Source organism: Pseudomonas sp. NEEL19, from assembly GCF_028751975.1.
GTDB lineage: Bacteria > Pseudomonadota > Gammaproteobacteria > Pseudomonadales > Pseudomonadaceae > Aquipseudomonas > Aquipseudomonas juntendi.
In genome coordinates, this window is record NZ_CP081491.1 from 1416261 (window position 1) to 1429258 (window position 12998).

Consider the following 12998-nt stretch of genomic DNA (forward strand, 5'->3'; position numbering starts at 1 on the left):
TTGACTGATAACTGCAGGCAATGCCTGGCCGGGTGCGAGCAAGCTTTTTGTAGGAGCGGCCTTGTGTCGCGAAAGGGCTGCAAAGCAGCCCCAGGATTTCAGCGGCGCTGCAAAAAGCTGGGGGCCGCTTCGCGGCCCTATCGCGACACAAGGCCGCTCCCACAAAGAGGCGCGTGCGGCCTGCAAGAAATGAATTTGTACCATTTGGCAGAGCGAGAGTGGATGTGAGCAACCGAGCCTTTAACTTCTGCGCAGGCCCTGCCGCGCTTCCTACCGCTGTTCTGCAGCGCGCCCAGGCTGAAATGCTGGACTGGCATGGCAAGGGCTTGTCGGTGATGGAAATGAGCCATCGCAGCGACGATTACGTGGCCATCGCCGAAAAGGCCGAGCAGGACCTGCGTGACCTGCTGTCTATCCCCTCCAACTACAAGGTACTGTTCCTGCAGGGCGGTGCCAGCCAGCAGTTCGCTGAAATCCCGCTGAACCTGCTGCCGGAAAACGGCACTGCCGACTACATCGAGACCGGCATCTGGTCGAAAAAGGCCATCGAGGAAGCGCGCCGCTTCGGCAACGTCAACGTCGCCGCCAGCGCCAAGGCCTACGATTACCTGGCCATTCCGGGCCAGAACGACTGGAAACTGACCAGCAACGCTGCCTACGTGCACTATGCGTCCAACGAAACCATCGGTGGCCTGCAGTTCGACTGGGTGCCGCAGACCGGTGACGTTCCGCTGGTGGTCGACATGTCCTCCGACATCCTCTCGCGCCCGATCGACGTGTCGCAGTTCGGCCTGATCTACGCCGGCGCGCAGAAAAACATCGGCCCCAGCGGCCTGGTGGTGGTGATCGTGCGTGAAGACCTGCTGGGCCACGCCCGCAGCAGCTGCCCGACCATGCTCGACTACAAGGTGTCGGCCGACAACGGCTCTATGTACAACACCCCGGCCACTTACTCCTGGTACCTCTCGGGCCTGGTGTTCGAGTGGCTCAAGGAGCAGGGCGGTGTCGAGGCCATGGAGCAGCGCAACCGGGCCAAGAAAGACCGCCTGTACGGCTTCATCGACAGCAGCGAGTTCTATACCAACCCGATCAGCGTCAATGCCCGCTCGTGGATGAACGTGCCGTTCCGCCTGGCCGATGAACGCCTGGACAAGGCCTTCCTCGCCGGTGCCGATGCCCGCGGCCTGCTCAACCTCAAGGGCCACCGCTCGGTAGGGGGGATGCGCGCCTCTATCTACAACGCCCTGGGCCTGGACGCCGTGGAAGCGCTGGTGGCATACATGGCTGAATTCGAGAAGGAGCACGGCTGATGTCGGAACAGGAACTCAAAGCCCTGCGCGTTCGCATCGACAGCCTCGACGAGAAAATCCTCGAGCTGATCAGCGAGCGCGCCCGGTGTGCCGAAGAGGTTGCCCGGGTCAAGACCGCTTCGCTCAAAGAAGGTGAGAAGCCGGTGTTCTACCGCCCCGAGCGCGAAGCAGCAGTGCTCAAGCGGGTGATGGAGCGCAACAAAGGGCCGCTGGGCAACGAAGAAATGGCGCGGCTGTTCCGCGAAATCATGTCGTCGTGCCTGGCCCTGGAAGAGCCGCTGAAAATCGCCTACCTGGGCCCTGAAGGCACCTTCACCCAGGCGGCGGCCATGAAGCACTTCGGCCACGCGGTGATCAGCCGCCCGATGGCGGCCATCGACGAGGTGTTCCGTGAAGTCGCGGCCGGTGCGGTCAATTTTGGCGTGGTGCCGGTGGAAAACTCCACCGAAGGCGCGGTCAGCCACACCCTGGACAGCTTCCTCGAACACGACATGGTGATTTGCGGCGAAGTCGAGCTGCGTATCCACCACCACCTGCTGGTGGGTGAGAGCACCAAGACCAACAGCATCACCCGCATCTATTCCCATGCCCAGTCCCTGGCCCAGTGCCGCAAGTGGCTGGACGCGCACTACCCGAATGTGGAGCGGGTGGCGGTATCGAGCAATGCCGAGGCAGCCAAGCGCGTGAAGGGCGAGTGGAACTCGGCGGCGATCGCCGGTGACATGGCTGCCAACCTGTATGGCCTGACCCGCCTGGCCGAGAAGATTGAAGACCGCCCGGACAACTCCACGCGCTTTTTGATGATCGGCCAGCAGGAAGTGCCGCCTACCGGCGACGACAAGACCTCGATCATTGTTTCGATGAGCAACAAGCCGGGCGCGCTGCATGAGCTGCTGGTTCCGTTCCACCAGAACGGCATCGACCTGACCCGCATCGAAACCCGCCCGTCGCGCAGCGGCAAGTGGACCTACGTGTTCTTTATCGACTTCGTTGGCCACCACCGCGACCCACTGATCAAGGCGGTGCTCGAACAGATCAGCCAGGAGGCTGTGGCGCTGAAGGTGCTGGGCTCGTATCCGAAGGCAGTGCTTTGATTAAGGGCCGCTGGGTGCGCTTTGCGCCCCATCGCCGGCAAGCCAGCTCCCACAGGTACAGCGCAAGCCTCCAGGTTTGCACTGCCCCTGTAGGAGCTGGCTTGCCTGCGAAGGGCTGCAACGCAGCCCCAGCGGTCTCGCAGGCTGTCTCCCCCAGGTCCAGCACAAGCCCCCAGGTTTGCACTGCCCGTGTAGGAGCTGGCGTGCCTGCGATGGGCTGCAACGCAGCCCCAGCGGTCTCACAGGCTGTCCCGATTTCTGAACAGGGTTCACACCAGTGGTAAATGCAGCAAAAACCAAACCCGCGCCCATCATCAATCGCCTGGTCGTAGTTGGCCTCGGCCTAATCGGTGGTTCGTTCGCCAAGGGCCTGCGTGAAAGCGGCCTGTGCCGCGAAGTGGTCGGAGTCGACCTGGACGCCCCCTCGCGCAAGCAGGCCGTAGCCTTGGGCGTGGTCGACCGCTGCGAAGAAGACCTCGCCACCGCCTGCGTGGGCGCCGATGTCATCCAGCTGGCCGTGCCCATCCTGGCCATGGAGAAAGTTCTGGCGCGCCTGGCTCGGCTAGACCTGGGCAACGCGATCATCACCGACGTCGGCAGCGCCAAGGGCAATGTTGTTCGTGAGGCGCGCTCTGTTTTTGTAAACGAGAGCGGCCGGCGCCTGCCGCGCTTCGTGCCTGGCCACCCCATCGCCGGTTCCGAGCAGAGCGGGGTAGAGGCCTCCAACGCCACCCTGTTCCGCCGGCACAAGGTCATTCTCACGCCGCTGGCCGAAACCGACCCGGCCGCACTGGCCCTGGTCGACCGCCTGTGGCGCGCGCTGGATGCCGATGTCGAGCACATGACGGTCGAGCGCCACGACGAAGTGCTGGCCGCCACCAGCCACTTGCCGCACCTGTTGGCCTTTGGCCTGGTCGATTCACTGGCCAAACGCAATGAAAACCTCGAGATCTTCCGGTACGCTGCCGGGGGGTTCCGCGATTTCACCAGGATCGCCGGCAGCGACCCGACCATGTGGCATGACATCTTCCTCGCCAACCGCGATGCTGTCCTGCGCACACTTGATACATATCGCAGTGATCTCGACGCCTTGCGCGACGCTATCGCTGAAGGGGACGGGCACCAGTTGCTGGGTGTATTCACCCGCGCACGCGTTGCCCGCGAGCATTTCAGTAAAATCCTGGCCCGTCGGGCCTATGTGGACGCTATGAACGCCAACGATCTGATTTTCCTGGCCCAACCGGGTGGCCGCCTGAACGGGCGGATTCGTGTACCGGGCGACAAGTCGATTTCTCACCGCTCGATCATGCTTGGCTCGCTGGCCGAGGGCACCACCGAGGTCGAAGGCTTCCTTGAAGGTGAAGACGCCCTGGCGACCCTGCAGGCATTCCGTGACATGGGTGTGGTCATCGAAGGCCCCAACCACGGCCGCGTGACCATTCATGGTGTTGGCCTGCACGGCCTGAAGCCGCCGCCCGGCCCGCTGTACGTAGGCAACTCGGGGACCTCGATGCGTTTGCTGTCCGGCTTGCTGGCCGGCCAGCCGTTCGACGTGACCATGACCGGTGATGCCTCGTTGTCCAAGCGCCCGATGAACCGTGTGGCCAACCCGCTGCGCGAAATGGGTGCCGTGGTCGAGACCGGCCCGGAAGGCCGCCCGCCGCTGACCATTCGCGGCGGCCACCGGCTCAAGGGGCTGACCTACACGCTGCCGATGGCCAGCGCGCAGGTCAAATCCTGCCTGCTGCTGGCCGGCCTGTACGCCGAAGGCAAAACCACCGTCACCGAGCCGGCACCGACCCGCGACCACACCGAGCGCATGCTGCGCGGTTTCGGCTACGCGGTAGAAAGCAATGGCCCGGTGGCCTCGTTGCAGTCTGGCGGCAAGCTGACCGCCACCCGCATCGAAGTGCCGGCCGACATCTCTTCGGCAGCCTTCTTCCTGGTGGCGGCGTCCATCGCCGAAGGCTCCGAGCTGGTGCTGGAGCACGTCGGCATCAACCCGACCCGCACCGGTGTCATCGACATCCTGCGCCTGATGGGTGGCGACATCACCCTGGAGAACCAGCGTGAAGTCGGCGGCGAGCCGGTGGCCGACCTGCGTGTGCGCGGGGCCAAGCTGAAGGGTATCGATATCCCTGAAGAGCTGGTGCCGCTGGCCATCGACGAGTTCCCCGTGCTGTTCGTTGCTGCTGCCTGTGCCGAAGGCCGTACCGTGCTGCGCGGTGCCGAAGAGCTGCGTGTGAAGGAGTCTGACCGAATCCAGGTGATGGCCGACGGCCTGGTTGCCCTGGGCATCAAGTGCGAGCCGACCCCGGACGGCATCATCATCGACGGCGGCCAGCTGGGCGGCGGCGAAGTGCATGGCCACGGTGACCACCGCATTGCCATGGCCTTCAGCGTGGCCTCGCTGCGCGCCAGTGCGCCGATCCGCATTCATGACTGCGCCAACGTTGCCACGTCGTTCCCCAACTTCCTGGCGCTGTGCGCCGAAGTGGGCATCCGCGTGGCAGAAGAGGGCAAGTCGTGAATACGCAGGCCCCCATCATCACCATCGACGGGCCGAGTGGCTCTGGCAAAGGTACGGTCGCCGGCTTGCTGGCGCGCGAACTGGGCTGGCGCCTGCTGGACTCGGGCGCGCTGTACCGGTTGCTGGCGTTCAATGCCAGCAACCACGGTGTCGATCTGACCAACGAAGAGCTGCTGACCAAGCTGGCCGCCCATCTGGATGTGCAGTTCATCGCCGCCGAGCCCGGTAAGCTGCAGCAGACCATTCTCGAAGGTGAGGACGTCAGCCAGGTCATCCGCACCGAAACCGTCGGTGCCGGTGCCTCGATGGTGGCGTCGCTGCCTGCCGTGCGTGAGGCGCTGCTGCAGCGCCAGCGCGCCTTCCGGGAAATGCCCGGGCTGATTGCCGACGGCCGCGACATGGGCACGGTGGTATTCCCCGACGCGCCGTTGAAGGTGTTTCTGACCGCCAGTGCCGAGGAAAGGGCGCGCCGCCGCTACCTGCAGTTGAAGGGCAAGGGTGAAGATGTTAGTCTGTCGAGTCTGCTGGATGAGATTCGGGCGCGTGATGAACGCGACACTCAGCGTGCAGTGGCCCCGCTGAAACCAGCGGCAGACGCCATTCAGCTGGATTCCACCGAGTTGTCCATCGAGCAGGTGTTGCAACGTATCAGGAGCGAGATCGCCCAGCGCGACCTTCTCTGATCACCAGGAAAGCAGGCAGGTTCACCAGTCAACGTCTTGCCGGCGTTCCTTTACTTAAAACAGACCCACATTGTCTGGAATGTGGCGAGGGGCGTTTGTTTCGCCCGAATCTACAGGAATTAAAATGAGCGAAAGCTTTGCAGAACTCTTTGAAGAAAGCCTGAAAACCCTCAATCTTCAGCCGGGTGCCATCATCACCGGTATCGTTGTCGACATCGACGGCGACTGGGTTACCGTACACGCTGGCCTGAAGTCCGAGGGTGTCATCCCGCTCGAGCAGTTCTACAACGAAGCTGGCGAACTGACCATCAAGGTCGGTGACGAAGTCCACGTTGCGCTGGACGCGGTCGAAGACGGCTTTGGCGAAACCAAACTGTCCCGTGAAAAAGCCAAGCGCGCCGAGTGCTGGATTGTTCTGGAAGCAGCTTTCGCCGCCGAAGAAGTGGTCAAGGGCGTTATCAACGGTAAGGTTAAGGGCGGCTTCACTGTCGACGTTAACGGCATCCGTGCGTTCCTGCCGGGCTCCCTGGTTGATGTCCGCCCAGTGCGCGACACCACCCACCTGGAAGGCAAAGAGCTGGAATTCAAGGTCATCAAGCTGGACCAGAAGCGCAACAACGTTGTCGTTTCCCGTCGCAGCGTGCTGGAAGCCGAGAACTCCGCCGAGCGCGAAGCCCTGCTGGAAACCCTGCAGGAAGGCCAGCAAGTCAAAGGTATCGTCAAGAACCTCACCGACTACGGCGCATTCGTGGACCTGGGCGGTATCGACGGCCTGCTGCACATCACCGACATGGCCTGGAAGCGCATCAAGCACCCATCGGAAATCGTTAACGTTGGCGACGAAGTCGACGTACGCGTTCTGAAGTTCGACCGCGAGCGCAACCGCGTTTCGCTGGGTCTGAAGCAAATGGGTGAAGATCCGTGGGTAGCTATCACTGCCCGTTACCCAGAAGGTACTCGCGTACAGGCTCGCGTAACCAACCTGACCGACTACGGCTGCTTCGCTGAGCTGGAAGAAGGCGTTGAAGGTCTGGTACACGTTTCCGAAATGGACTGGACCAACAAGAACATCCACCCGTCGAAAGTCGTACAGGTTGGCGACGAAGTGGAAGTCATGGTTCTGGACATCGACGAAGAGCGTCGTCGTATCTCCCTGGGCATCAAGCAGTGCAAGTCCAACCCATGGGAAGACTTCTCCGGCCAGTTCAACAAGGGTGACAAGATCACCGGTACCATCAAGTCGATCACCGACTTCGGTATCTTCATCGGTCTGGACGGCGGCATCGACGGCCTGGTTCACCTGTCCGACATCTCCTGGAACGAAACCGGCGAAGAAGCCGTACGTCGTTTCAAGAAGGGCGACGAGCTGGAAACCGTCATCCTGTCGGTTGACCCAGAGCGCGAGCGCATCTCCCTGGGCATCAAGCAGCTGGAAGACGATCCGTTCTCCAACTTCGTTGCTGTCAACGACAAGGGCGCTATCGTCAAGGGCATCGTGAAAGAAGTTGACGCCAAAGGCGCCATCGTCACCCTGGCCGACGACATCGAAGCCACTCTGAAAGCTTCCGAAATCAGCCGTGACCGCGTTGAAGACGCGCGTAACGTTCTGAAGGAAGGCGAAGAGATCGAAGCCAAGATCATCAGCGTTGACCGCAAGTCCCGCGTTATCAGCCTGTCGATCAAGTCGAAAGACGACGCTGAAGAGCGTGAAGCTATCCAGAGCCTGAAAAACGCTCCGGAAGCTGCTGCCGACACCACCATGGCTGCGCTGCTGCGCGAAGCAATGGCCAAGCAGAACTGAGTTCTGTTTGATCGGTAAAAAGGGCGACCCTCGGGTCGCCCTTTTTTTGTGCCCGCTCCCAAACACACACCGGCGTTGGCGCGGTAGACCATTCCTGAATTACTTCAATCTTGAAATTTTTTATTAAGTCAAGATGCACCCTGTTCAAATCCTTCCCAGCGTGCTACAACCTGCTTAAGCAATGATCTAGCTGCTTGATAACGAAGGGAAAAATATGACGAAGTCGGAGCTGATCGAACGTATTGTCACCCATCAAGGGCTGCTCTCGTCCAAGGACGTGGAGTTGGCCATCAAGACCATGCTTGAACAGATGTCACAATGCCTGGCTACCGGCGACCGCATCGAGATCCGCGGTTTTGGCAGCTTCTCGCTGCACTATCGCGCCCCACGCGTGGGGCGTAACCCCAAGACCGGCCAGTCGGTCAGCCTCGAAGGCAAGTTCGTACCGCACTTCAAGCCCGGCAAAGAGTTGCGCGACCGGGTCAACGAAGAAGACGAGGCCGAAGCCTGAGCACTCAAGGAGCAATCTGATGCGTAACCTGAAGCGCGCCCTGGCGGCTATTTTCGTGCTGCTGTTGGCGGCGGTGGTGTTGTTCTTCGTGCTGGAGAACCAGCAGCCCGTTGCGCTGGTGCTGTTTGGCTGGGCTGCGCCGGAAATGCCCGTGGCTGTCTTGGTGCTGGCAGCGCTTGTCATCGGCCTGGCTATAGGCCCGCTACTGGGCGCATACGGCGTTCAACGCAGCAAACGCAAGATCAAGGCCTCTGCCCGGCAAGCGGCATTGAGCGGTAACTAAGGAAATTTCCTACGCCTTCCTGGGAATAGTCCGCCTATGCACAGGCTGGCCGCCATGAAGTAATAGCCCACTTCATTTATGGCCAAGTTGAGTGTGCGTAGCATGGAGTTCCCCTGCCTTTTCCATCACGGTGGCACCCGGGGTGTGACTGGGTCCTGCCACCAGTTGCACTTGGCCTCGTGTAGCAGTTTGCTGGTCGACTGTGGGTTGGAACAGGGCACCGATGCGCCGCCTGGTGCAGAATCCGCGCCGCTCAGCTTCGATATTCAGGGCATTCGCGCGCTAATCGTCACCCACGTACACCTGGACCATGTCGGGCGCATACCTGCGCTGCTGGCTGCAGGTTACCGCGGCCCCATAATCTGCAGCGAGCCATCGGCGCGGCTATTGCCGCTGGTACTGGAGGACGCCTACAGGGTGGGCATCAACCGCGAGCCTGCTCAGGTGGCGCGGTACCTTGAACGGGTCACAAGCCTGATTGTGCCTTTGCCCTTCGAGCAGTGGCATGAAGTGGTGATGGAGCCGGGTTTGCAGTGTCGCATCCGCTTGCAGCGTGCAGGCCACCTGCTTGGGTCGGCATATGTCGAGTGCGACCTGTTGCATGGAAGTATCAACACCCGTTACGTGTTTTCAGGCGACCTGGGCAATGGTGCCAACCCATTGCTGCGCCCGCTTCGGCCCCCAGAGCGGGCAGATGTGCTGGTGCTGGAGAGTACCTACGGTGACCGCCTGCACCCGGTCAAGGGCGGTCGGCAGCAGCAACTGGAGGCGGCAATTGATCGCGCCTTGGCCGACAAAGGCACCATTCTGATTCCGGCCTTCAGCCTGGGGCGTACACAAGAGCTGCTGTACGAAATAGAGGATATTCTGCACCGCAAGGCATTGACCGGAGCCCGCGGCGAACCGGGTGACGAAGATCCCGTCAACTGGTCGCAGTTGCCCATCATCCTCGACTCACCCTTGGCCCAGCGTATTACCCGCGTTTACAGCGAGCTGCACGAGTACTGGAACGCTGAAGCCAGGGCTCGCCTGGCTGAAGGGCGCGACCCGCTCGGTTTCAGTCAGCTGATCAGTGTGGACACCCATGCCCGCCACCAACAGGTGGTCAATTACCTCAAGAGTACCGGGCGCCCGGCGATCGTGATTGCAGGTAATGGCATGTGTTCAAGTGGTCGAATCGTCAATTACCTGGAGGCCATGCTCGGCGACCCTCGGCATGAAATAATTTTTGTCGGCCACCAGGCCAAGGGGACGCCAGGGGCGGTGATACAGGCCAGTGAAGGCGCGGAAGGCTTCTTGCAGATCGAGCTGAGCGGCAAGACGCATGAGATCAAAGCGAAGGTGCTAACGGTTGGTGGCTACTCGGGCCACGCAGACAGGGAAGGTTTGATAAGTTTTATCGAGGGTATTCCATCGCCTCCCGCAAAAGTTGTTTTAGTGCATGGTGAGCGGCAGGCGAAAACCGCATTGAAGCAGGCGCTTGAGCATCGTCTGGCTGAAGCGAACCGACCAATGGCGGTTTTTATAGGCAAATAAACGGGTCGCGCTCAGAACATTGGCGATCTCTGTTGTCTCAACCGCGCCCTCATCCGTTTCAAGGGCTTTACAGGTGGTTAGGTGCTTGGCTCCTTGGTACGTCGGAAGCCGTATGGACAGGGAGGGGCGCCCAACCTGGCGGGTAAATCTCTGGTATTCTAGCGCCGAAGCTTGCCTCTACAGCCTATGGATGGCTAGGGATTAAACTCGCTAAACGCGTATATTTATGCGCCGCTGCGGCTGCCGCGGTGGTGTTCAGTGATAAAAAACAGATGCAGGTTTCCTGAGGTTGACAACTTCAAGTGGCCGTTAAGGACTCGATTATGGAATTGATCCCGGTAATTCTTTCCGGTGGCGTTGGCAGCCGTTTGTGGCCAGTTTCCCGTGAGGCTCATCCCAAGCCATTCATGGCCCTGCCCGACGGGCGGAATCTTATACAGAAAACCTTCCAGCGCGCCGCGCGCTTGGAGGGTGTGGTCGAAGTACTGACTGTCACCAACCGGGAACTGTTGTTCAAGACCGAAGACGAGTACCGCAGCATCAATACCCAAGGCCATGCCCAGGGTTACATCCTTGAGCCCTTCGGCCGTAATACCGCGGCTGCCGTGGCTGCCGCTGCGCTGCAGTTGCACCAGACCCACGGCCCTCATGTGCACATGCTGGTGCTGGCTGCCGACCACCTTATCCAGAATGAACAGGCATTTGCCGATGCCGTCGGAAAAGCTCTGCACCTGGCCGAGCAAGGCTGGTTGGTTACGTTCGGCATCAAGCCGCAGTATCCCGAAACCGGTTTCGGTTACATCGAGGCCGCTGCCGGCGGAGCGCTGGAAGGTGGCCTCAAAGTCGAGCGTTTCGTAGAGAAACCAGACATGAAAACAGCCGAGGCCTACGTTGCTGCCGGCAACTACTTCTGGAATGCGGGCATGTTCTGCTTCCAGGTCGGCGCCGTCATTGATGAGTTCAGGGCCCATGCCCCCGATGTGCTCGAAGCCGTGGAGCACACCCTGGAGGCTTCCCGCCGCTCCACCTCCACCGGTTACAGCTGCCTGGCGCTTGAGCCTGACAGTTTTGCCAAGGTGCCAGATATCTCCATCGACTATGCCTTGATGGAGCGCTCTCGCAAAGTGGCTACCGTGCCATGCGATATTGGCTGGAGCGACATCGGCTCGTGGAACGCGGTCAGTGAGCTGACTCCGCCGGATGAGTTCGGCAACCGCTTTGAAGGCGAGGTAATGGCCTACGACGCGCGCGATAACTATGTCAATTCCGAGAACCGCCTGGCTGCACTGGTGGGCGTGCAAAACCTGCTGGTAGTGGATACACCCGACGCCTTGCTCATCGCCCACAAGGATCATGCCCAGGACGTGAAGCATATCGTCAAGCGCCTGAAAAACGACGGCCATGGGGCACACCTGTTGCATCAGACCGTGCATCGCCCTTGGGGTACCTATACCACACTGGAAAATGGCGAGCGCTTCAAGATCAAGCGTATCGTGGTCAAGCCCAAGGCTTCCTTGTCGTTGCAAATGCACCATCATCGCAGCGAACACTGGATTGTGGTCAGCGGCATGGCGGTGGTGGTGAATGACGACCAGGAATTGATGCTCAACACTAACGAGTCCACCTTCATTCGCGCAGGCCACAGGCATCGTCTGGAAAACCCCGGCGTCATCGACTTGGTGCTGATCGAAGTGCAGAGTGGTGATTACCTCGGCGAGGATGACATTGTTCGCTTCGAGGACAAGTACGGGCGTTGCAACGCCTGACACCGGTTATGCTGTCGGCCCCCTGCCAGTCGGGCGCGGGGCTGGTTTTCATGCGGCAATTCTTCGCCGGTCATCCCCTTCCAGTCGGAACCTGTTTTGCGCTTGCGCACCGAGAGAGATGCATGTACGCACCTATCCAGACCCGCTGCTTCAAAGCCTATGACATCCGCGGCCGAGTGCCCGCTGACCTCAACGATGACATCGCCTACCGTATAGGCCGCGCCCTGGTGGCCCAGTTGGGCGGGCGCAGTTATATCGTTGGCCGGGACATGCGCCTGGAAAGCCCTGGCCTGTCCCGTGCCCTGATAAAAGGGCTGACCGAGGGCGGCGCCGATGTAATCGACATCGGCTTGTGCGGTACCGAAGAAGTGTATTTCGCTACCAGCCACTACCAGGCCGATGGCGGCATCATGGTCACCGCTAGCCATAATCCCAAGGGCTACAACGGCATGAAGCTGGTCCGCGAGCAGTCTCGCCCCATCAGTGGCGACACCGGCCTCACCGATATCCGCCACCGCGTCGAAGCCGGCGACCTTGGCCCGCAGGCCGCCCACCCTGGCAGCGTGCGCGAAGCGTTCGATAAAACCGCCTACATCGACCACTTGCTGACCTATATTGACCTCGCCGCGCTCAAGCCGTTGAAGGTGCTGGCCGACCCGGGCAACGGCGCGGTCGGCCCCGTGCTGGAACTGCTGAAGGCGCGCCTGCCGCTGGCGATAACCATCATTAACGGCCAGCCGGACGGGCACTTCCCCAACGGCATCCCCAACCCGCTGCTACCAGAGAATCGGGACCTTACCCGCCAGGCCGTTCTGGACACTGGGGCAGACATGGGCATCGCGTTTGACGGTGATTTCGACCGCTGCTTTTTCTTCGATAGCCAAGGTCGTTTCATCGAGGGCTACTACGTGGTCGGCCTGCTGGCCGAAATGCTGCTGGCCAAGCACCCAGGCAGCAAGATCATTCATGACCCTCGCCTTACCTGGAACACCATCGAGCAAGTCAGCGCTGCCGGTGGCCAGGCCATCCAGAGCAAAACCGGTCACGCTTTCATCAAGGAACGCATGCGCGCCGAAGACGCCGTATACGGGGGCGAAATGAGCGCGCACCATTACTTCCGCGACTTTGCCTACTGCGATAGCGGGAACATCCCGTGGCTGCTGGTAGCCGCGCTGATGAGCGTGACTGGAAAGAGCCTGGCACAACTGGTGGATGAGCGTATTGCGGCATTCCCGTGTAGCGGCGAGATCAACTATGAAGTGGCCGATGTAGCAGGCACTATCGACAAGATCCTGGCCTTCTACCTGCCCCAGGCGCCGAGTGTGGACCGTACCGATGGCATCAGTGTCGAATTTGCCGACTGGCGTTTCAGCCTGCGCGGCTCCAATACAGAGCCGTTGCTGCGGTTGAATGTTGAAAGCCGCGGTGATCAAGCGCTGGTAGCGCAACGCGTGACTGAAATCGCCGGCCTGATCCAGGGATAA

The 12998-nt window shown here is 60.8% G+C and carries 10 protein-coding genes; all 10 read left to right on the top strand.

Annotation, left to right across the window (positions count from 1 at the left end; all coding sequences use genetic code 11):
* The first annotated feature begins 224 nt into the window (after positions 1–224).
* The 10 genes from serC to K4A76_RS06470 all read left to right on the top strand — a co-directional run bounded on the left by serC (position 225) and on the right by K4A76_RS06470 (position 12998).
* The gene (gene serC / locus K4A76_RS06425) at positions 225–1310 is read left to right on the top strand and encodes a 3-phosphoserine/phosphohydroxythreonine transaminase (protein ID WP_009686001.1); all 1086 of its coding nucleotides are present in this window, start codon (positions 225–227) and stop codon (positions 1308–1310) included.
* Positions 1310–2404, top strand: a complete 1095-nt coding sequence (gene pheA, locus K4A76_RS06430) for a prephenate dehydratase (RefSeq protein ID WP_009686000.1) — start codon at positions 1310–1312, stop codon at positions 2402–2404. The genes serC and pheA overlap by 1 nt, the downstream gene beginning before the upstream one ends.
* Positions 2405–2714: 310 nt before the next feature.
* Positions 2715–4934, top strand: coding sequence for a bifunctional prephenate dehydrogenase/3-phosphoshikimate 1-carboxyvinyltransferase (locus tag K4A76_RS06435; RefSeq protein ID WP_249414353.1), 2220 nt, complete (start codon positions 2715–2717; stop codon positions 4932–4934).
* On the top strand, positions 4931–5617 hold the full coding sequence (gene cmk, locus K4A76_RS06440; RefSeq protein ID WP_054914135.1) for a (d)CMP kinase: 687 nt from the start codon (positions 4931–4933) through the stop codon (positions 5615–5617). The genes K4A76_RS06435 and cmk overlap by 4 nt, the downstream gene beginning before the upstream one ends.
* A gap of 124 nt (positions 5618–5741) precedes the next feature.
* On the top strand, positions 5742–7418 hold the full coding sequence (rpsA, locus tag K4A76_RS06445; protein WP_003252673.1) for a 30S ribosomal protein S1: 1677 nt from the start codon (positions 5742–5744) through the stop codon (positions 7416–7418).
* A gap of 214 nt (positions 7419–7632) precedes the next feature.
* Positions 7633–7929 carry an integration host factor subunit beta gene (ihfB, locus tag K4A76_RS06450; protein WP_003252675.1) on the top strand — a complete coding sequence of 99 codons (297 nt, stop codon included), beginning with the start codon at positions 7633–7635 and terminating at the stop codon, positions 7927–7929.
* Between the two features lie 19 nt (positions 7930–7948).
* Positions 7949–8212 carry a lipopolysaccharide assembly protein LapA domain-containing protein gene (locus K4A76_RS06455; protein ID WP_009685995.1) on the top strand — a complete coding sequence of 88 codons (264 nt, stop codon included), beginning with the start codon at positions 7949–7951 and terminating at the stop codon, positions 8210–8212.
* 102 nt (positions 8213–8314) lie between these two features.
* Positions 8315–9748 carry an MBL fold metallo-hydrolase RNA specificity domain-containing protein gene (locus K4A76_RS06460; protein WP_274411751.1) on the top strand — a complete coding sequence of 478 codons (1434 nt, stop codon included), beginning with the start codon at positions 8315–8317 and terminating at the stop codon, positions 9746–9748.
* A 323-nt stretch (positions 9749–10071) separates the two neighbouring features.
* Positions 10072–11514, top strand: coding sequence for a mannose-1-phosphate guanylyltransferase/mannose-6-phosphate isomerase (locus tag K4A76_RS06465; RefSeq protein WP_274411752.1), 1443 nt, complete (start codon positions 10072–10074; stop codon positions 11512–11514).
* A 122-nt stretch (positions 11515–11636) separates the two neighbouring features.
* Entirely contained in the window at positions 11637–12998 is a 1362-nt protein-coding gene (locus K4A76_RS06470) for a phosphomannomutase (protein ID WP_274411753.1), read from the top strand.